Source organism: Rhizobium tibeticum (genome assembly GCF_900110205.1).
In the GTDB taxonomy this organism is placed as follows: domain Bacteria; phylum Pseudomonadota; class Alphaproteobacteria; order Rhizobiales; family Rhizobiaceae; genus Rhizobium; species Rhizobium tibeticum.
This window is the reverse complement of sequence record NZ_FOCV01000029.1, coordinates 32,437-50,424: the sequence shown is the minus strand read 5'-3', so window position 1 is coordinate 50,424 and position 17,988 is coordinate 32,437. Positions and strand designations below refer to the sequence as shown.

At 59.4% G+C, this 17,988-nt stretch carries 17 protein-coding genes and 2 pseudogenes; 7 read left to right on the top strand and 12 right to left on the bottom strand.

What is annotated here, in order from left to right:
* Positions 1-280: 280 nt before the first annotated feature.
* Both BSG20_RS25885 and BSG20_RS25880 read left to right on the top strand, forming a co-directional pair.
* A pseudogene (locus tag BSG20_RS25885) lies at positions 281-958 on the top strand (transposase); the annotation flags it as partial.
* 57 nt (positions 959-1,015) lie between these two features.
* Positions 1,016-2,020 (top strand): site-specific integrase, encoded by a 1,005-nt coding sequence (locus tag BSG20_RS25880; protein WP_072379955.1) that lies wholly within the window; start codon positions 1,016-1,018, stop codon positions 2,018-2,020.
* A 48-nt stretch (positions 2,021-2,068) separates the two neighbouring features.
* On the opposite strand, the gene BSG20_RS25875 is transcribed toward BSG20_RS25880, so the two are convergent.
* The gene (locus tag BSG20_RS25875; RefSeq protein WP_072379895.1) at positions 2,069-2,578 is read right to left on the bottom strand and encodes a DUF6428 family protein; all 510 of its coding nucleotides are present in this window, start codon (positions 2,576-2,578) and stop codon (positions 2,069-2,071) included.
* A gap of 42 nt (positions 2,579-2,620) precedes the next feature.
* On the opposite strand from BSG20_RS25875, the gene BSG20_RS25870 reads away from it, so the two are divergent.
* The 3 genes and pseudogenes from BSG20_RS25870 (at position 2,621) to BSG20_RS25860 (ending at position 5,062) form a co-directional block, all read left to right on the top strand.
* Complete coding sequence (locus tag BSG20_RS25870) at positions 2,621-2,980, top strand: ArsR/SmtB family transcription factor (RefSeq protein WP_072379893.1); 360 nt, start codon at positions 2,621-2,623, stop codon at positions 2,978-2,980.
* Positions 2,922-4,189: pseudogene (gene arsK, locus BSG20_RS25865) on the top strand (arsenite efflux MFS transporter ArsK). Before BSG20_RS25870 ends, arsK begins: the two are co-directional and overlap by 59 nt.
* Before the next feature lie 66 nt (positions 4,190-4,255).
* On the top strand, positions 4,256-5,062 hold the full coding sequence (locus tag BSG20_RS25860) for a sulfite exporter TauE/SafE family protein (protein WP_072379891.1): 807 nt from the start codon (positions 4,256-4,258) through the stop codon (positions 5,060-5,062).
* A gap of 3 nt (positions 5,063-5,065) precedes the next feature.
* On the opposite strand, the gene arsH is transcribed toward BSG20_RS25860, so the two are convergent.
* The 7 genes from arsH to BSG20_RS36640 all read right to left on the bottom strand — a co-directional run bounded on the left by arsH (position 5,066) and on the right by BSG20_RS36640 (position 8,873).
* A complete protein-coding gene (gene arsH, locus BSG20_RS25855) occupies positions 5,066-5,776 on the bottom strand; it encodes an arsenical resistance protein ArsH (RefSeq protein ID WP_072379889.1) in 711 nt (236 codons plus the stop codon).
* Positions 5,769-6,194, bottom strand: a complete 426-nt coding sequence (arsC, locus tag BSG20_RS25850) for an arsenate reductase (glutaredoxin) (RefSeq protein ID WP_083539998.1) — start codon at positions 6,192-6,194, stop codon at positions 5,769-5,771. Before arsC ends, arsH begins: the two co-directional genes overlap by 8 nt.
* Before the next feature lie 2 nt (positions 6,195-6,196).
* Positions 6,197-7,255 carry an ACR3 family arsenite efflux transporter gene (gene arsB / locus BSG20_RS25845; RefSeq protein ID WP_072379887.1) on the bottom strand — a complete coding sequence of 353 codons (1,059 nt, stop codon included), beginning with the start codon at positions 7,253-7,255 and terminating at the stop codon, positions 6,197-6,199.
* Position 7,256: 1 nt separating this feature from the next.
* A complete protein-coding gene (locus tag BSG20_RS25840; RefSeq protein ID WP_072379885.1) occupies positions 7,257-7,784 on the bottom strand; it encodes an arsenate reductase ArsC in 528 nt (175 codons plus the stop codon).
* A gap of 15 nt (positions 7,785-7,799) precedes the next feature.
* The gene (gene arsN2 / locus BSG20_RS25835) at positions 7,800-8,237 is read right to left on the bottom strand and encodes an arsenic resistance N-acetyltransferase ArsN2 (RefSeq protein WP_072379883.1); all 438 of its coding nucleotides are present in this window, start codon (positions 8,235-8,237) and stop codon (positions 7,800-7,802) included.
* Positions 8,231-8,584, bottom strand: a complete 354-nt coding sequence (locus BSG20_RS25830) for an ArsR/SmtB family transcription factor (RefSeq protein ID WP_072379881.1) — start codon at positions 8,582-8,584, stop codon at positions 8,231-8,233. Before BSG20_RS25830 ends, arsN2 begins: the two co-directional genes overlap by 7 nt.
* Before the next feature lie 121 nt (positions 8,585-8,705).
* On the bottom strand, positions 8,706-8,873 hold the full coding sequence (locus BSG20_RS36640; protein ID WP_167371606.1) for a hypothetical protein: 168 nt from the start codon (positions 8,871-8,873) through the stop codon (positions 8,706-8,708).
* 551 nt (positions 8,874-9,424) lie between these two features.
* Here BSG20_RS36640 and BSG20_RS25815 point away from each other — a divergent pair.
* Positions 9,425-9,709: a hypothetical protein gene (locus tag BSG20_RS25815; RefSeq protein WP_143147533.1), complete on the top strand. Its 285-nt coding sequence runs from the start codon at positions 9,425-9,427 to the stop codon at positions 9,707-9,709.
* A 226-nt stretch (positions 9,710-9,935) separates the two neighbouring features.
* Positions 9,936-10,634, top strand: coding sequence for a type 1 glutamine amidotransferase domain-containing protein (locus tag BSG20_RS25810; RefSeq protein WP_072379874.1), 699 nt, complete (start codon positions 9,936-9,938; stop codon positions 10,632-10,634).
* A 318-nt stretch (positions 10,635-10,952) separates the two neighbouring features.
* Here BSG20_RS25810 and BSG20_RS25800 read toward each other — a convergent pair whose 3' ends face one another.
* The 4 genes from BSG20_RS25800 to BSG20_RS25780 form a co-directional block, all read right to left on the bottom strand.
* A complete protein-coding gene (locus BSG20_RS25800; RefSeq protein ID WP_244541435.1) occupies positions 10,953-13,358 on the bottom strand; it encodes a PAS domain-containing sensor histidine kinase in 2,406 nt (801 codons plus the stop codon).
* Between the two features lie 5 nt (positions 13,359-13,363).
* On the bottom strand, positions 13,364-14,590 hold the full coding sequence (locus tag BSG20_RS25795; protein ID WP_072379870.1) for an MFS transporter: 1,227 nt from the start codon (positions 14,588-14,590) through the stop codon (positions 13,364-13,366).
* A gap of 816 nt (positions 14,591-15,406) precedes the next feature.
* Positions 15,407-16,291 carry an N-acyl homoserine lactonase family protein gene (locus BSG20_RS25785; RefSeq protein WP_072379866.1) on the bottom strand — a complete coding sequence of 295 codons (885 nt, stop codon included), beginning with the start codon at positions 16,289-16,291 and terminating at the stop codon, positions 15,407-15,409.
* Positions 16,292-16,459: 168 nt separating this feature from the next.
* Positions 16,460-17,758, bottom strand: coding sequence for an epoxide hydrolase family protein (locus tag BSG20_RS25780; RefSeq protein ID WP_072379864.1), 1,299 nt, complete (start codon positions 17,756-17,758; stop codon positions 16,460-16,462).
* Positions 17,759-17,988 lie beyond the last annotated feature (230 nt).

The window sequence follows — 17,988 nt, the reverse complement described above, 5'->3', positions numbered from 1 at the left end:
CGCTCAAACCACGAGGACAAAGTGCAAAGTGCCAGATCGGCGCTCACGAAAATCGATCTGAATCCGTCGCGATGTCTGTCCGCGACTTTGTGAAACCCGCAGTCATGTTGCCGATCCTCAAACACCTGCGTCTGAGCGCACGGAAAATCGTCGAACGATGCAGTCCGAGTTGCCCGGCAATTGCGCCGAAGTCCCCTGCGGTTTCAGCGCGCTATTGAGGTCATGCAGCCCAATTATGAGCATCATCGGATCAGAAGGCGACGGCTGAAACCCGACCGCGGCCGGTGAGCGCGACCCGATGGTTCTGGCGTCCTATCGCGACCCACGCTGCCATGCGTCTGCGGAGACGATCCGTCAAGCGCTCGCGGCAATGATCGCGAAGAGCACATCTTTGCCCTGACCCAGGCGCTGGAGTTGTACGACGTTTACCAATCCAATGACCCAGCCTCGATGTTCGCGCCGCCCTGTACGGGCTCGGCTGCGATGTCACTCAGATGCGCGGGCTCGGGCCTATCTGACGCTCAAATTGGTCGGAGAGTGCGGGACCAACCTCTCGGCCTGGCCTGATGCCAAGCACTTCACCTCCTGGCTGTGCCTCTCACCAAGCAACAAAATCTCCAGCGGCAAAGTGTTGTCGTCACGGACCCGACGATCTGGTAGCCGGGCCGCGGCGCTACTGCGACTTGCTGCGGTTGCGGTTGGACGCACTCAGACCGCGTTGGGGGCATTCTATCGGCGTCTGTCGGCACGCGTCGGCAAGGCCAAGGCGGTCACTGCCACGGCCCGCAAAATCGCCGTCTTGTTCTACAATACCCTGCGGCACGGTATGGAATACAGCGATCCGGGAGCCTCCAACTACGAGGAGAATTACCGTCGACGTGTCCTCACCAATCTCGAGCGAAGAGCAAAGTCGTTCGGGTATACCCTACAGCCCGCGCCAACATCCAATGTTTCTTAGGAATGCCGCAAGGTGGCCATCGCTTCGAAGGTGCCGCTATCGTCGGAGGCGACGTCGATGACTGACGCCACACCTTCCTTTCCAACCCTGCTGCAGCGCTTCTTCGTTGATCATCTGCGCCAGCAAAGAGCGGTGAGCCCTTGCACGGTCGCGGCCTACCGAGACACGTTCAAGCTCCTGCTGGCCTTCGCGGAGAAGCGGATCGGGAAAACTCCGACGAACCTGACCTTGCCCGACCTCAACGCCGACCTGATCCTGGCTTTCCTGGATCACCTCGAGCGTGATCGGGCAAACAGCGTCAGGAGCCGAAATGCACGGCTGTCCGCAATCCGGGTGTTCCTTAAATATGCCGCGCATGAGGATCTTACCGCCTTGGCCGTCATTGAACGCAGCCTCGCCGTCCCGCAGAAACGGCATGACAAGCAAGTCCTCGGATACCTGACCCGGCCCGAGGTCGAGGCGATCATCAACGCGCCCGATCCCAAAACCTGGGCCGGCAGGCGTGACCGGGCACTGTTTGCATTCCTCTACAACACTGGCGCGCGCGTGTCCGAAGCTATCGACCTTCAGGCCGGCAGTGTCATTCTGGAGACTGCGCCGGTCGTCCACCTGCATGGGAAGGGGCGGAAGCGTCGGAGCGTGCCGCTCTGGAATGAAACCGCACGAACGCTGAAGAGATGGATGCAGGATCTTCATGATCGTGGGGCGGATGCCTACCTCTTTCCCAACAGTTCGGGTGCGCGCCTATCCCGCTCCAGCGTGAGGCAACGCCTCGACCTCGCCGTCGATGCTGCCGGCGAAGGCGTTCCATCGATCAGGGCAAAGGCGATATCGCCGCATACCTTCCGGCACACCACGGCGATGCACCTGCTGCAGTCCGGCGTCGATCTGACCGTGATCGCGCTTTGGCTCGGACACGAGGACATCAGCACGACGCATGTCTACATGGAGGCTGACCTTGCGATGAAGGAAGACGCGCTCAGCCGGCTTCAGCCGGTCAACGCGACAGGTGTTCGCTACCGGCCGCCCGACAAGTTGATGGCATTCCTTCAGGCGCTATAAGCCCGTCGCTCCCGGCGTGACGTCCGGGAGCGCACCAGTTTGGGCGGCTCAAGCGCAGCACTTCGACGACGTGCTCGCCCTCCCGCAGCAGGATGATTTGGCCTCCGCCAGCCAGCGATCCCGCGGCTTGCAGCTTGCTGGTCGAGCGGCAAGGGACACCTCGAAGGTGCCGGCGACGAGCCGCGGTGCGGACGCGCAGTAGAGGGCCATCGGCCGCTCTCCGTCGCTGACCTCGAAAGTGAGTTTTGCCGTCGGCTCAAGCTGCACATGGTCGGAGACTTTGCGGATGATCGCCGCGAACTTGCCGGCCGGCATGTGCGTGCGGCCATCTTCGTCGATATCCCACAATTGGACGAAGATCTCCGACCAAGCTTCCGGGTTGGCGCCGCAGTCGAGCGCCGAAAACATCCCGGCCTTCACCTCGGTGACGTGATAGCCAGGCCGGACGGGATTGCCGTCATAGCTAAACACCAGCGGCGCATCCGGCGCCACCGCAAGCACATCGAGGAGATGGCCGAGACTGATGTCCGTCGAATTTGTCTTGTCGATCGCGTTCATGTGCGTTATCCCTCAATCCAACAGTTCAAGGATTATTGAAGTATGGATGAACGTCAAGCCCTTTTGTCATTTGCCGCGCTCTCCCAGGAGACGCGCCTTGCCATCGTTCGGGCACTGGTTGTTGCCGGACCTGAAGGACTGGCTGCAGGCGTGATCGCCGAACGCATGGGCGTCTCGGCAACAAACGTCTCGTTCCACTTGAAGGAGCTGGAGCGATCGGGATTGATATCCCAACGTAGAGAATCCCGCTCGATCATCTACAGCGCCAGCTACGAGACGCTTGCCGATCTCGTCAAATTCCTGATGGAGGACTGCTGTGCCGGTCATCCAACGATCAGAGAGAATGTCGAGCGCGGCGACGACTGCTGCAGCCCGGCCGGCAAGGGTGACGTTGTTGCATAGATCGAAGATCCCTGCCGGCATCGTCTCGGCTCTCGGCCTGACGCAGATCATCGGCTACGGCACGCTCTATTACAGCTTCAGCATCCTGGCGCCTGGCATGGCAGAGGATCTCGGCTTGTCGCTGGCCGAGGTCTTCGGGGTATTCTCCGTGTCCTTGTTCATAGGCGGCCTGTCTGCCACCTATATCGGCAAGCAGATGGACCGGATCGGCGCCGCGACGATCATGACTATCGGCTCGGCCCTCGCGGCAATGACGCTTGCCCTTTGTGCCTGGTCGCCGTCGGTCGCGATCTTCGCCATCGCCATCATCCTGCTCGAGGTGTCGTCCGGCATGGTCCAGTATCAGGCCGCATTCGCGGCGCTGGTCGAAAGCGACCCCCGCACGGCTTCCCGCAGTATCACCTACCTGACGCTGATCGGCGGCTTTGCCTCGACGATCTTCTGGCCGATCTCGGCAAGCCTCACCGGATATCTCTCCTGGCGGGAGATCTATCTCGTCTTCGCGGCGCTGAACCTCTTCCTGTGTATGCCACTTCACTTCTTGATCCGAAGCCTCGGCAAGAAGGCTGGCGACCCGGCGATCCGGACACGTGAGACAGTGATCGGAGCGATCCCGCCGCCTGCCCGGCGCCGCGCGATGTTCATCGTCTCGTTTGCCTTCGCGCTCCTCGGCTTCACCCTTGCGGCGATCCTTGCTCACATGGTGCCGATGCTCGGCTCGATCGGGCTGGGTGCTGCGGCCGTCGTGATCGGCTCGCTGTTCGGCCCTGCGCAGGTTCTGAGCCGTCTGATCAATATGGTCTTTGGAAAGAACCTGTCGCCGCCGGGTCTTGCCATCCTCTCAGCCGTGTTGATCGTCTTCGGCGTCCTGATCCTGCTGATGACGGGTAACTGGCTGCCAGGTGCGGTCGCCTTCGCCATCTGCCTGGGGCTTGGCTCCGGCATCAACAGTATCGCGCAGGGGAGCCTACCGCTCTATCTGTTCGGATCGGGCGGATATATGGAGCGATCACCGGCAAGATGGCCGCCGCCCGCCTAGCCGTCGGCGCCGGAGCGCCGTTCGTGTTTGCAGCAGCCATGGAGAATATCGGGCTGAGCTTCGCGCTGGTTGCAAACGCCTGTCTTGGCGCGATCAGCATTGCGGCGTTTGTCGCGGTGGCGATGTCGGCAAGATCGCAGGCTACCGGCGCGCTCGTGGAAAACGCCTGAAGTTTTGTTCGGATACGCGTGCTTGGACATGCTAGTGGATCGCTATCGATTTAACAGGGCAATCAGATGACCGAGACGACCAACGACACGGCGCAGAGAAAGCTCGTTCCAGCCTTCGCTGGGGGCGGGATCATCGGGGCGTTGGGTGGCTTGATCGGGCTTGGCGGCGCTGAATTCCGTCTTCCCCTTCTTATCGGCATCTTCAATTTTGCGGCGCTGGAGGCCGTCATTCTCAACAAGGCTATGAGCCTGGTGGTTGTCGCTTCGGCCCTGCCATTCCGCGCGGCGACCGTTCCCTTCAGCGAGATCGGCTCACATTGGCAAATCGTGGTCAATCTGCTCGCCGGAAGCCTTGCAGGTGCGTGGTTCGGCGCCGGATGGGCGACCCGTCTGAAGTCCGAGACATTGTATAAGGTCATCTCGGCACTCCTCGTGGTCATCGCGCTCGTCCTGATCTTTGGCCACGATGCCGCGGCGGGACAGCCGCTTCTATCGGGCGGTGCACAGATCGCAGCAGGTATCGTCGCGGGGTTTGCGATCGGTATCGTCGCCTCACTGCTCGGCGTGGCAGGCGGTGAACTTTTGATCCCGACGCTCGTCCTACTGTTCGGAGCCGACATCAAACTTGCAGGCTCTCTCTCACTCGCCGTCAGCCTGCCGACAATGCTGGTCGGATTTACCAGATACAGCCGGGACCAAAGCTTCTCGGTCCTCGGCCGCAACAAGACATTCCTACTGGTCATGGCGGCAGGCTCGATCGTCGGCACGTTTATCGGCGGACAAATGCTGGGGATCGTTCCGAACGCGATGCTGTTGCCCGCGCTCGCCGTGATCCTGCTGCTATCGGCGATTAAAGTCTGGCGGCACAAATAGCCGTCAGATCGACTTCATCGAAACCCGTTTCTCCAGCTCGGCTGCTTCTTCCTTCCGCTCGCTGTAGCGGTCGGTCAGGTAGGACGAGGCATCGCGGGTGAGGATGGTGAACTTCACCAGTTCCTCGCAGACGTCGACGACGCGGTCATAATAGGATGACGGCTTCATTCGCCCATTTGTGTCGAATTCCTGAAACGCCTTAGCCACGCTGCTCTGGTTGGGAATGGTGATCATCCGCATCCAGCGGCCGAGGATGCGCATCTGGTTCACCGCGTTGAAGGACTGGCTCCCGCCGGAAACCTCCATCACCGCCAACGTTTTGCCCTGTGTCGGACGGACGGAGCCGAGCGACAGCGGGATCCAGTCGATCTGCGACTTCATGATCCCGGTCATGGCGCCGTGGCGTTCCGGGCTGATCCAGACCTGACCTTCCGACCATTGGGAAAACTCGCGCAGTTCCTGCACCTTGGGGTGACTGACCGGCGCCTCGTCGGGAAGCGGCAATCCGGCGGGATCGAATATCCGCACCTCGCATCCGAGACGTTCGAGCAGCCGGCGAACCTCGAAAGCAAGAAGGCGGCTATAGGACACTTCACGGAGCGAGCCGTAAAGGATCAGGATCCTGGGCTTGTGGGTCGAAAATGCCGGCCGCAGGGATTCCGGCTCGATGGGTTGCAAATGGTCGTCGTGCAGTGCGGGGAATCGATCAGACAATACGCTTTCCTTCCTGGTCGAGGACCTGTTCGCCGTCTTCCTTGGTGAACGATCCTTTGAAGGCGTCGGCCGGCAGGATGTCGAGAACGACCTCTGACGGGCGGGCAAGCCTGGTGCCGAGCGGCGTGACGACGAATGGTCGGTTGATGAGAATCGGGGTTGCGAGCATCGCATCCAGCAACTGGTTATCGGTGAGGTCCGGATTGGCGAGGCCAAGTTCGCCGTAGGGCGTACCCTTCTCGCGGATCGCCTGGCGCACAGTGAGGCCCGCCTCGGCAATCATCCGGACGAGCTGCTCACGGCTCGGCGGGGTCTTCAGGTATTCGATGACGGTGGGCTCTATTCCAGCATGCTGGATGAGCTCGAGCGTGTTCCGCGACGTGCCGCAGGTCGGGTTGTGATAGATGGTAACGTCCATAGTCAGATCCTTTCGGTGATGGTGTTGCGGGCGACAGCGGGCGATGCTTCGTACCAACCCTTCGAGCGGTTCACGATCCAGACGACGGAGAGCATCACCGGCACCTCGATCAAGACCCCGACCACGGTCGCCAGCGCGGCACCTGATTGGAAGCCGAAAAGGCTGATGGCTGCGGCCACCGCAAGTTCGAAGAAATTGCTGGCACCGATGAGTGCGGACGGCCCGGCGACGCAGTGACGCTCGCCTGCCATGCGGTTCAGCAGATAGGCCAGACCCGAGTTCAGATAGACCTGGATCAGGATCGGCACGGCCAGCAAGGCGATGATCGCCGGCTGAGCGATGATCTGCTCCCCCTGGAAGGCGAACAAAAGGACGAGTGTGGCGAGAAGTGCGATAAGCGACATCGGCTGAAGCTTCGCGAGCAGGCTGTCGAGCGCGCGCGTCGTGCCATCGGCTGTCAGGCGGCTCCGCAGCACCTGCGCGATGATGACGGGAACCACGATATAGAGCGCGACCGACAGGGCCAGCGTCGCCCACGGCACGGTGATTGCTGAGAGACCGAGTAGCAGGCCGACGATCGGCGCGAAGGTGACGACCATGATCGCGTCGTTCAAGGCCACCTGCGATAGGGTGAACAGCGGCTCACCTCGTGTCAGGTTGCTCCAAACAAAGACCATCGCGGTGCAGGGTGCTGCGGCAAGGATGATTAGGCCTGCGATATACGAGTCGATCTGGTCTGCCGGCAGATAGGGCCGAAAAAGCCAACCAACGAACAGCCATCCCAGCAGAGCCATAGAGAACGGCTTGATCGCCCAGTTGATGATCAGCGTGACGCCGATCCCGCGCCAGTAAGAGCCGACTTGCGCCAGCGATCGGAAATCGATCTTCAGCAGCATCGGGATGATCATCAGCCAGATCAGGATCGCGACGGGGATATTGACCTTGGCAACCTCGGCGGCCCCGACCACCTGGAACACGCCAGGCATCAGATGTCCAAGCGCGATGCCGACGATGATGCATAAAAAGACCCAAACGGTCAGGTATCGTTCAAATGTCGACATCTTACTCGGCCTTCGCGGATTTGACCGATGCGCCTTCGAGCGAACCGATCTGGCGAACGTGGTGTTCGAGGGCCAAGCGGTCGATCGAGGCTATGGGCAGGTTGATGAAGGCGGTGATCCGGTTCTTCAGGAACCGTGCAGCTTGGGCGAAAGCACGCTGGATCTCGACTTCAGTCCCGACGACGGCCGCCGGATCCTCGACGCCCCAGTGGGCAGTCATCGGATGGCCGATCCATACCGGGCAGGCTTCGCCGGCTGCGCTGTCGCAAACGGTGAAGATGAAATCAATCTCTGGCGCACCAGGCTCGGCGAACACGTCCCAACTCTTCGACGAGAAACCCGTCGATGGATAGCCGAGCGCATCCAGTTCCTTCAGCGCGTGCGGATTGACCTCGCCGTTCGGCTGGCTGCCGGCGGAATAGGCTTTGAACCGGCCGCCGCCCTCCTTGTTCAGGATGGACTCGGCGAGAATAGAGCGAGCGGAATTGCCCGTGCAGAGGAACAGCACGTTATAGGTCTTGTCAGTCATGGTCGTGGTCCGTGGTTAGGTCGGAGGCCTGTTGAGCTTCATGATGGTCGCCGACGAGGGGCAGATGGAGGAAAGCTGGCGGGTCGCAAGAACGGCGGCCGGCACTTCGGCTCGCTGCACCTCGAAAAACCCGATGGTCGAGAAGAACGGTGCGGCACTCGTGGTAGCGAGGAAGACATCGCCGCCAACGCCTTGCAGCGTTTCCTCGACGATCGCCCGTCCCAGACCATAACCCCGATGCGCCGGAAGTACGACAACGGACCGCAGCAGGTAATCGCCGCTGCACCGTTCGAGGCCGGCATAGCCGACAATCTCGTCGCCACCCGAAACGGCTTCAAAGAAGGCGCGGCCTCCATCTTCGATATCATCGGTCGGAAGATCCGCAGCGTGGAGCGCTTCGCGGAGACGGGCGTTGCTACCGGGCACTTCGCGTAATGTGATCGCGCTCAACATGGCTTCGCCTCCGGAGCGCAGCAGGGCGTCAGTTCTGCGATGAGGGGTGCGCAAAGCTCTGTCGATCCGCCGCAGCAGTCCTTCAGCAGAAAAAGTGTCAGGTCGCGCAGACCGTCGAGGTCGGCCCGATAGATGATCGATCGGCTCTCGCGCTGGCTCTTGACCAAACCGGCACGGGACAGTGTCGCGAGATGTGCCGACATCGTGTTCTGCGGGACATCGAGCAGCCGGGCGAGTTCGCCAGCCGGAATGCCCTCCGGCTCGTGTCGGACAAGCAGACGAAACGTCTCGAGGCGGGTGTTCTGGGCCAAGGCCGAAAGGGCCGTTATTGCGTTGTTGCTTTCCATATATCCAGAATAATGGATATATGGATGAAGTCAACCGCCTTTGATCGGAGGCGGATTATGCGCAGGTGAAAAGGGGAGATGCCCTGCAAAGCAGGGCAATCGAGCCTGAGCTGACCATAAGTCACCACGGCTCATATTCATGCACGATCTCAAGATCGTCTTCGTCATCGAGTTCGTCGGACGGAAGGACGCCGAATTCGTTGCCGGATTTGAAGAGGGTGATCGGGACCATCAGGTCGTTGCAGAGGTGGAAGGCATGAGACTGAGCGAGGGAAAGATCGTGTGCCATGTTCGAGTGCTCCATCGGATGCGGGCCAATTCCCGCTGATGGCTCCTCAAAGGAACAGGACGGTCGCGATCACCGCTTAGGCGAAGACAGAGCGGCGGCAGCTTGCTAGCCGACCCCTTGAGGGTTGATCGACGGAGATCCGGACCTGGTCCAGGACGCCATCGCAAGAAAGCGGGATTGGCTGCTTTCGTTGCCGCATAGGCTAGGCACATGGCGATCGGCGAGCGGGCGGAAGCTGTTTCCGCGAGCCAAGCGACCCCGGCGAAGGCCGTTGGTATCCGTGGAGAGCTCAAGTGAGAGATCGTGCAGCGACCAGTAGCGTTCATAAATAGCTCCGCACTCCATGCTATGAAACTGGCGTTCTTGATGCTCGGCCACCTCGCGCGCATCTAGGATAAGACCATGCCCTCAGGCCGCCGTACGCCGAACGTGCTTGACGCGGCCAGGCTTTCTACGAGGTCGTCGAGATCCTTGAGGGCAAAGAGAGGCGTGGGTCCCCGCTTCTCGCTCTTGTTGATGAAGGGTCGGAGCAGCCCCCTGGCGGTGAGCGTATGTGGAAGGCCCTTTCGTTTAGCAGCGCGAAGAGCTCTCCTGAACTGGAGAACCTGCGGAGATCGGACCCGGTGCTCCATCGCCGGGTGGAGCGGCTGCTTGGCGCCGAGTCGGAACGTGCGAAAGCGATCATCCGCAGGCGACGCGAGGACGTCGAAAGGGTCGCCAAACTGCTGGAGAAGAAAGAACTTGTTTCTGGAGATGAGATCCGAGAATTTCTCGTGCGTCGGGATTCCACCAGTGCGAAACGCTACCGCGCGACCTCTACATCAATCGAAGGTTAGTGCGGAGAATCCATAGCCGCGGCTTGCGAAACAATGCCGGTCAACCGCTTTGCTTCCTTGGTGGCAGTTAAACATCAACATCGGCAAAACGCCGGCCTTCGACTTCATACGTCAACCGATACCAAGGTGTTGGCGATACCATCGTCCAAGTGCGAAGAGCGCTGATCCTCAATAGTTCTTGAGTGCAGCTATTCTGCTGTCGAACAGAATTTGATGGAGCTGAACAATGAAAATCCTCATGGTATTCACCTCTCATGACACACTCGGAAGCACAGGGCGCAAGACAGGCTTCTGGCTGGAAGAGGGCGCCGCCCCCTACTACGTCTTCCGCGATGCTGGAGTCAATTTGACGCTAGCCTCCCCCAAGGGCGGTCAGCCGCCGATCGACCCGAAGAGCGATCTGCCCGAGAACCAGACGCCTGCCATGACGAGGTTCAAGCACGACGAGGCCGCACAACGAGTGTTCGCGACCACCACGAAGTTAAGTGACGTGCGCTCTGACGATTTCGACGCGGTCTTTTATCCTGGCGGCCATGGTCCCATGTGGGATCTCGTTGACAACCCCGAGTCGATCAAGCTGATTGAGTCGTTCTACAACTCCGGCAAGCCCGTCGCGGCAGTCTGCCACGCGCCCGCCGTGTTGCACCGAGTAACCTACAACGGCGCTCCGATCGTCAAGGGCAAGCGGGTGACAGGTTTCACCAACGGCGAGGAAGAGGAAGTGCAACTTACGAAGGTCGTACCGTTTCTCGTTGAGGACGAACTCAAGCGGCTGGGGGGTCTCTACGAGAAGAAGGCAAACTGGGAGAGCTTTGCGATTACGGATGGCAAGCTTATCACGGGACAAAACCCGGCGTCGTCGACCGCCGGAGCGCAGGCACTCGTCACGCTCCTCACGAGCATAAAGTCTGGCGCTGCCGCTTAGCCGGACGTCAATGAGGAATAGGGCCGGGAGGTGGGTATCTCGCGGCCTCTTAATGACATGAAAGGTAACTCGAGTTCGGTATCAGATCGGCTGGGGAAATGACACGAAAAAAGGTCGTCTCCGGGCGGGTGGAGACGGCCTTCAGCGGACCGGGAGGATCCGCGCGCTCCGGCGGAGGGGAGAACGCGGGAGCGCTGTCGCTGCATCAGCGTATCGCCGCAGGAGGAGGAGGCGATGATCAGAGAATAGCTGTCTTCGAGCCGTTGCAAAACCAGACTTAGGTATCGGCTGGATGGCGCGCTCACTTCACGTCGCCGATCAGTCAATCGGCTTGCCAAGGCTCGGAAGAGAGAAGGCAACAGTCGCGCCTGGTCCGTCGTTCGGAATCGCCCACATCCGGCCACCATGATTTTCTATGATCGAGCGGCTGATGGAGAGGCCTATACCCATCCCGTTCCGCTTCGTCGTGAAAAATGGTTCGAACATCTTGTCCGCAGCGTCGGCGGCGATGCCGACGCCCGCATCCAAGATCGACAAAGTGAGCATGTCCTCGCTGGCCAGCGCGGTTCGCACGAGCAGACGGCGAGGTCGCCCGTCGATCTCTGCCATGGCTTCGATCCCGTTCAGGACCATATTCAGAATGACCTGCTGAAGCTGAATGCGATCGCCGCTGACAGGCGGGAGATCTGGCGTCAGCCTGGCCTCCAGGACGATAAATTTCTCACGCATGTCTCGCGCCGATAGTGCAATGACCTCGCGAGCTATTTCATTGAGGTCGATCTCCTCCATGGCTGGAGACTGCCGATTGAACATAGCCCGAAGTCGCTTGATAACTTCGGTCGCACGCATGGTGTCTCGGATCGTCCGCCGGGCAGTGTCTGTTGCGGAGGAGATGTTCGGCGGATCGAGCGCCAATAGACGGACACATGCATTGGCGTTCGCGAGAATGCCCGAAAGTGGTTGGCTCACCTCGTGCGCTATGGAGGTCGTCAGTGCACTTATTGTCATCACGCGGGATACGTACGCGAGTTCTTCTCGGGCTTTTAACAGTGCTTCCTCACCGCGTCGGAGAGCATCTTCCGCCCGTCTTGTCTCGGTGATGTCCTGTACCGTTCCCATGAAGACCGGGTGATCGCCGATGTAGTGTGTCACCCTGGCAAGTCCTCGAATGAAGCTGACGGACGCGTCTGTCCTGATGATCCGGAAGACGAAATCGGCATCCTCACCAGCAAACCCTCTCTTCATCTCGAAGTCAAAGAGATCCAGGTCTTCTGGATGAACCCGTTCCCTGACCGCATCGATGCTGGGCTCTAGCTCCGGGTCGAGGTCGAAAATTCGATAGAACTCATCGGACCAGATGTTTTCATCCCGCTGTATATCGGATGTAAAGCTGCCCGTTGAACTAATCCGTTGAGCGGCGACGAGCTGCGCCTGGCTCCGCTCGACCTGCGTCTCTCGCCTGACAAGAGCTTCCTCGTGACGTGTCCGATCTATGGAGATAGCTGCGATATGCTTCGCTCGATCGACTATCTGCTGCTCGCGAGGTTCAAGGTTTGCTTGCTGATGCCGTAGGATTGCAAATATCCCGGCCGTGTTCCCATACGGGGAGAGAATGGGAATGGCCTGGCAGTAATTCAGACCGTTGGCCAACATGATCTCGCCCATCGACGTCTCACGCTGGTCGCTTTCGGCCAGATTTTCGATCTCGACAGTCCTTTTTGTCAGAGCGGCCGTGGAGCAGGGATTCTTGTCTGAAATCACGCTCTTGCCATCGAAGATCTCCCTGAACTCGCCTGGCAGCCTGGTAGCCGCGCCCATGCGGAAGAGCTTGCGGTCAAGCGAAAGCTCGAGAAAGCCACAAACGAGGTCCGGAACCAAGTCTTCGACGACATCGCAGAGCCGTTGAAGGACAGTTGCCGCCGGCGCGCCTCGCGCGATCATTTCGAGAATTTCCATTTCCTCGCCGAGGAGGAAAGAGTCTTCCTGATTGTCCTGCGTGTCGGTCTGAAGTACGCAATAGCCCGCCAGCTCTCCGCTCTGCTCCCGTATTGGAGTGACATGTGCCTCCAGCCAGCGCAGTGTGCCGTCGGCAGAGAGCGCTTGATACGAAACGACAGCTGGTTCATTTCGGTTTTGCCCCGCCTGCAGCTGAAAGGCGATTTCCTCCAGGTTGCCAAGATTGAAGTTGGCTGGTCTGTCTTGCATAGGAACGCCTGGCGACGAGCCGTACCAACGCCGTGCTGCTTGATTTGCAAACTCGAGCTCCAGAGTAGGAGTTAGTAGAAGCGCCTGGAGTGACAGCGAGTCTAGGAAGTTCCGAAAGTCACGATCCGCGTTGCTAATCTGGTTGTCGATCCTCTCAAGGCGTTCTGTCGCAAGCCAACAGACGTCCCCTCCCGGCCCGTTCATGGGCGAAGCGGAGAGATTGAACAATTTGAATTGTCCGTCCCGTCGCCGCAAAAGGGTGGCGAAGAGTTGAACGCCACCCTGCTGCGCGTCTTTTTTCGCGGCAACCGTGAGGAGCTGATCGTCTGGATGCAGAAAGCTTGCCAACGGCAACGAGCCACCCTGTTCGATCATCAAGCCGGTGAAGTCTGCGAAGCGTGAGTTCGCATAGCGGAGGGTTCCTGTTTCGTCCGTTGTCCAGACCAGGCCGGGCAGGCTGTTCAGAATCCCTATGCCGTCGTTGGACCCGGACGTGATTGCCTCCTCGTCGAGTGACATTGACATCAATGGTCGTTCCGTTCACTTAGGCGCCTCGCTGCCAGGGCAGGAACTGTCGCTAGTCCAGCGCCGCCGCTGAGGGGCGCCTTGGTCAGCCGTCGCCCAACGATGAAGTCCTTCAAGAGAATTGCCCCCAGCGCGCAAACGAGCATCCATATCGAGGCGGTCAGGGTGAGCGTGACAGACGTCCAGCCGAGCGTCGCCGAGGCTAGGATAGTTCCCAATGAAGTCGAAATTTTCAGCACGGAGAAAACCTCAGCCCTCATCTCTGGCGTCACCAATCTGTTGAGTTGCAATGAGTAGTGGATGCCGAGCGATGGGGCGCATATCCCGACAAGCGCGCAGCCGAGTATCGATAAACCGAAGGAATTCTGAAGTATCAGCGCTGTGCCGATAATAATCGAGAGGAACATCGCCGCGACCTGCAGCTTCGAGTAGGCTCTGTTGAGTAGGCCGTTTCCTATGGACCCGACAAGCGACGCCGCACATAGGGTTCCGGTGAATATCGCGCCGTACCCTGCTTGCAGGTTGAACCCCATCGCGAGCGACACTGCGCCAACTTCGATGCCGCTGATCGCGGCGGAACTGGCACAGGCGCATCCGAGCCAGAGAAGGACTTCAGGCGTTAGCGATTTGGTGCGGGGCTTCGCCGCTTGGGGCTCTCCGTTGTTTTGTGCAGACGGCAAGATCATTGCGGGCACCGCGCCGAGTATTGCGATTGCGGCTATCGAGAATGATGCGGATAACGATCCAAGACTGGCCGCCAAGATCGGGGTGAGGAGGAAGGTGAGGTCCGATGCAAAAGCTCCCAAAGCAAGGCCCCTTGTCATCTGTGATTGAACCACAAGGTAGTTTGCGCTGTCGCGCAGATAGCCGAAGGCCGCACCTTGCACGAGGCCGGCGGCCATTGCCGCAGCGATGAAAACTGCGTACGGTGCGCCCGTCCCACACGCAGCGGCGCACGCCAAGAGCGCTGCCGTCCGAATAATTAAAAGAACCTTGAAAAATGCAATCGAGTTCGCACCCCGCCCCAACCGGGCAATTGGCAGGGCTCCGACAAGTTGCGCGGTTGTCATGGCCGCGAGCGCCGTAGCTCCACTAGCAGGGTTCCCCGTGATCGAGAGTGCTGCCAATGCGAAGGCTATCGACGCTCCTGAGCGAGGTGCGCCGAACAAGCCGTAGGCGACCGCCCAGCGGATAGTCTGATGACTTTGTAGACCGCCCCGGTTCATTTTTCCGTCAATTCTGGCCGTATCGTCCGCAGATAAACTTTGCCGAAGTATTTGCAGCACACGTGGTGGGAAGTGCCTTGCGTCCGGTGACTTGGAAGCATGGGTGGCACTCACCATCAGGAGGTTGAGTTTACCGCAAACTTGCACCAAGCACACTATACTAAGGTATTGCCTCTGATCTCTGATGGCAGAACTTCGGCCGAGCTACACCATGGTGCAATGGACGGCGTCGAGGGCGAGTGACAACAGTCAGCTACCCCGAATGTACCCAAGAGATCTCGACGAATGATCCGATCGAATCTCCCGAATTTCCTCCTGCTGGCGTCAGTCGCTTTCGCGTCATTTGAGCCGGGGAGGGGGTGGGCAAATGACCTCGTACCGGGTGGCCGACAACTCGATCACCTGTCGGGAGAGGAAAAGTCTTGGCTGCTAGGCGACTGGGGAGGGCTTCGGGACAGGTTGCTCGAGGAGGGGATTGATTTCCAGCTTGGCTACACTGGCGAATTTGCCTTTAACCCTTCTGGAGGTACCCGAAGCGCCCGAGCGATTGCGAAGTCTGTCGCCGTTTCATCTATCGTGCTCTGAAGCTTCCATGTCCTCAGGAACTCATCCGCTGATATAGTATCCCGAACTGTGCTGAGCGCGCGAGCCGATCAGCGAGCGCAAGCCCATCAGTGATATCCGCTCGGTACTTTCTGGTATTGCTCCGCATAAGTCAGCAGCCATGGCGTCCTCCTGGATCATTGGCAAAAGGCGCAGGTTGCGCGCTCAGGACATTGGGAAAGTCGAAATGTATAGGGCGCTGGTGATGCCCGCTCAGTCGTAATAGTCCGGCAGAAGCTTGAGCCCGTCGGCTTGATGTTTGTCGTGATTGATGAAGAGTTGCGCATTGAATTCGCGCATAATCTCTTTGATCCGGTCCATCGAGGAGATGGATTCGGGCTTGTCGACATTCAGCGCGGGAACGATGTCTCGCTCGAAATTATCCTCGAGATGCGCCACGTCGCCGGACAGGATAACGTAGCCAGTTTTGGCAAGATGGACCATCAGCGACTGGCTGCCGGGAGTGTGCCCCGGCGTCGATAGCAATCTGACGCTGCCGTCACGAAATAGATCGACGTCTCCCGTCACCAATGCGAGGCGGCGAGGATGTCCGAGGAGCTTCCGAGCCAGTTGCACGAGAGTGTTGAGGTTAGGGTCTGATGGTGGAGGCGAATTGATCCACTCGTATTCAGCCTGCTGCATCACAACGGTCGCGTCGGGGAAAAGCCCGACATTTCCAATGTGATCGCCGTGGGTATGTGACACGACGACGTAGTCGATATCCGCTGGCTTCAGTCCAATTTCGGCAAGCTGAGAGGAAATTGTCTTGTCGAGATGATAAACTATGAGCTTGGGGAGCGTCGACCAGCCGTTTGGATCGCCGATTGCACTTTCGGGCACCCCGGTATCCCACATGATGTACTCGCCACCGTGCTGGATGAGATAACATGTCGAGGAGAATTCAATCGACTTGCCCTTATTCTCGCCGGGCGTCCAGACGGACTCGTCATTCGCGAGTGAGTGGCCGCAGTCGACCCGGTACAGCCGATCGATCGATGCAGCAGGAGTCTTTGTTTCTGTTGCTGATAATTGCGGAGCTGATGCTGTTGCGAACAACATGAGGCAAGTGATTTCAGCAATTGCAAAAGGAAGTTTCATTATCTGTCTCCGATCAAGCAGCGCAGATGTATCGTGGCCCCCGCGGAAGCGAGTAGGAAAGTTCATGATGCCGTTGGAACGTCCGCAGCATCAGAGGTGACTTCTCCGGCTGAGTAGTTCGATACACCGAGGTGGAAAAGAACCAGGAGTCATCGAGTTAGTGCCGCCTTAGGTTTCGTCGCGCAGCGACTTGAAGGAGGCGCGCAGCTCGTCGGTAAACAGCTCCGGCTGTTCCCAGGCGGCAAAATGCCCGCCCTTTTCCGGCCTGTTGTAATGGATGAGCTTCGGATAGGCCTTTTCCGCCCAACTCTGCGGCGCCTGGTAGATTTCATCCGGGAAGGCGCTGACGGCGACCGGGATCTTGATGCCGCGCGGATCGAAGAAGCCGCCCGAGGGAAAATGCGCATTGTCCCAATAGAGTCGTGCAGACGAGATCGCCGTGTTGGTCAGCCAGTAAAGCGTGACATTGTCGAGGACATCGTCGGGCGTCAGACCCTCCGTCTCCCCGGTAAAGGATCGGGCGATCATCCGGTAGCTTCTGATGTCGTGATCAAGCATCCAAGAGGCGAGGCCGATCGGCGAATCCACGATGCCGTAAAGCGTCTGCGGGCGGTTGTTCATCTCGATCGCATAGCCGAGGCCGTTCTTGTAGAAATCGTCGAGCTGCTCGTAGGCTCGCTTTTCATCGGCCGAGAGATCTGCCGGCGCAGGCGCCCCTGCTGACAGCAGCTTTGCAATGTCGGCAGGTACGGTGGCGGCCATGTTGGTATGGATGCCGATGAGGCCCGCAGGCTCCTGCACCGCCATGAGTTCGGTCACGGCATTGCCCCAGTCGCCGCCCTGGGCGACGTATTTCGTGTAACCGAGGCGCTGCATCAGCACGGCCCAGGCCTTGGCGATGCGTGGCGGGTTCCAGCCCTTTTCCTTCGGCTTGCCCGAGAAGCCGTAGCCCGGCAATGAGGGAATGACGACATGGAAGGCATCGGCCTCGGTGCCGCCAAAGGCGGTAGGGTCGGTCAGCGGCTTGATGATCTTCATCTGCTCGATGATCGAACCCGGCCAGCCATGGGTGATGATAATAGGCAGCGCCTTTTCATGCTGGGACTTCACATGGATGAAGTGAATGTCCAGCCCGTCGATCTCGGTCATGAACTGCGGGAAGGAATTCAGCCGTGCCTCGACTTTGCGCCAGTCATGCGCCCGCCAGCGCTTGGCGACCTTCTGGATCGTATCGAGCCGCACACCCTGCCCATCGTCGGACACCGTCTCGCGGTCCGGCCAGCGGGTGGCTTCAACACGACGTCGAAGATCCTTAAGCTGCTCGTCGGTAGCCGAGAACTTAAACGGTCTGATATCGGGACTCGTGGTCGAAGCGGCGAGTGTTCCCGGAAGCATACCCACCGCGCCTGCGGCTGTGGCGGCGGCAAGAAGAGTTCGACGTGTGACTTCGGGCTGTATACGGGACATGGCATCCTCCTACGTGTTTGCCGGGGTTGAGGGGGAGGAAAGTCACACTGAACGGGCGTGGGAACCATTGCACTATGGTATCGCCGATACTTTGGTATCTACGATGTTGTACGTTGCTCAGTGCAAGCCACGCAACAACGACGAACTCGAGATCTCTCCGAACATCGCTTTTCGTCAAGAGTCCACAACAGTTCCCTCAATACCGATACCGCGAGGGGACCAAGGTGAAC

What these genes read in the sequence shown, in the direction of transcription:
- BSG20_RS25880 (WP_072379955.1), top strand. Translation starts at nt 1,016, where the DNA reads ATGACTGACGCCACACCTTCCTTTCCAACCCTGCTGCAGCGCTTCTTC.
- BSG20_RS25875 (WP_072379895.1), bottom strand. Translation starts at nt 2,578, where the DNA reads ATGAACGCGATCGACAAGACAAATTCGACGGACATCAGTCTCGGCCAT.
- BSG20_RS25870 (WP_072379893.1), top strand. Translation starts at nt 2,621, where the DNA reads ATGGATGAACGTCAAGCCCTTTTGTCATTTGCCGCGCTCTCCCAGGAG.
- BSG20_RS25860 (WP_072379891.1), top strand. Translation starts at nt 4,256, where the DNA reads ATGACCGAGACGACCAACGACACGGCGCAGAGAAAGCTCGTTCCAGCC.
- arsC (WP_083539998.1), bottom strand. Translation starts at nt 6,194, where the DNA reads ATGGACGTTACCATCTATCACAACCCGACCTGCGGCACGTCGCGGAAC.
- arsB (WP_072379887.1), bottom strand. Translation starts at nt 7,255, where the DNA reads ATGTCGACATTTGAACGATACCTGACCGTTTGGGTCTTTTTATGCATC.
- BSG20_RS25840 (WP_072379885.1), bottom strand. Translation starts at nt 7,784, where the DNA reads ATGACTGACAAGACCTATAACGTGCTGTTCCTCTGCACGGGCAATTCC.
- arsN2 (WP_072379883.1), bottom strand. Translation starts at nt 8,237, where the DNA reads ATGTTGAGCGCGATCACATTACGCGAAGTGCCCGGTAGCAACGCCCGT.
- BSG20_RS25830 (WP_072379881.1), bottom strand. Translation starts at nt 8,584, where the DNA reads ATGGAAAGCAACAACGCAATAACGGCCCTTTCGGCCTTGGCCCAGAAC.
- BSG20_RS36640 (WP_167371606.1), bottom strand. Translation starts at nt 8,873, where the DNA reads ATGGCACACGATCTTTCCCTCGCTCAGTCTCATGCCTTCCACCTCTGC.
- BSG20_RS25815 (WP_143147533.1), top strand. Translation starts at nt 9,425, where the DNA reads ATGTGGAAGGCCCTTTCGTTTAGCAGCGCGAAGAGCTCTCCTGAACTG.
- BSG20_RS25810 (WP_072379874.1), top strand. Translation starts at nt 9,936, where the DNA reads ATGAAAATCCTCATGGTATTCACCTCTCATGACACACTCGGAAGCACA.
- BSG20_RS25800 (WP_244541435.1), bottom strand. Translation starts at nt 13,358, where the DNA reads ATGTCACTCGACGAGGAGGCAATCACGTCCGGGTCCAACGACGGCATA.
- BSG20_RS25795 (WP_072379870.1), bottom strand. Translation starts at nt 14,590, where the DNA reads ATGAACCGGGGCGGTCTACAAAGTCATCAGACTATCCGCTGGGCGGTC.
- BSG20_RS25785 (WP_072379866.1), bottom strand. Translation starts at nt 16,291, where the DNA reads ATGAAACTTCCTTTTGCAATTGCTGAAATCACTTGCCTCATGTTGTTC.
- BSG20_RS25780 (WP_072379864.1), bottom strand. Translation starts at nt 17,758, where the DNA reads ATGTCCCGTATACAGCCCGAAGTCACACGTCGAACTCTTCTTGCCGCC.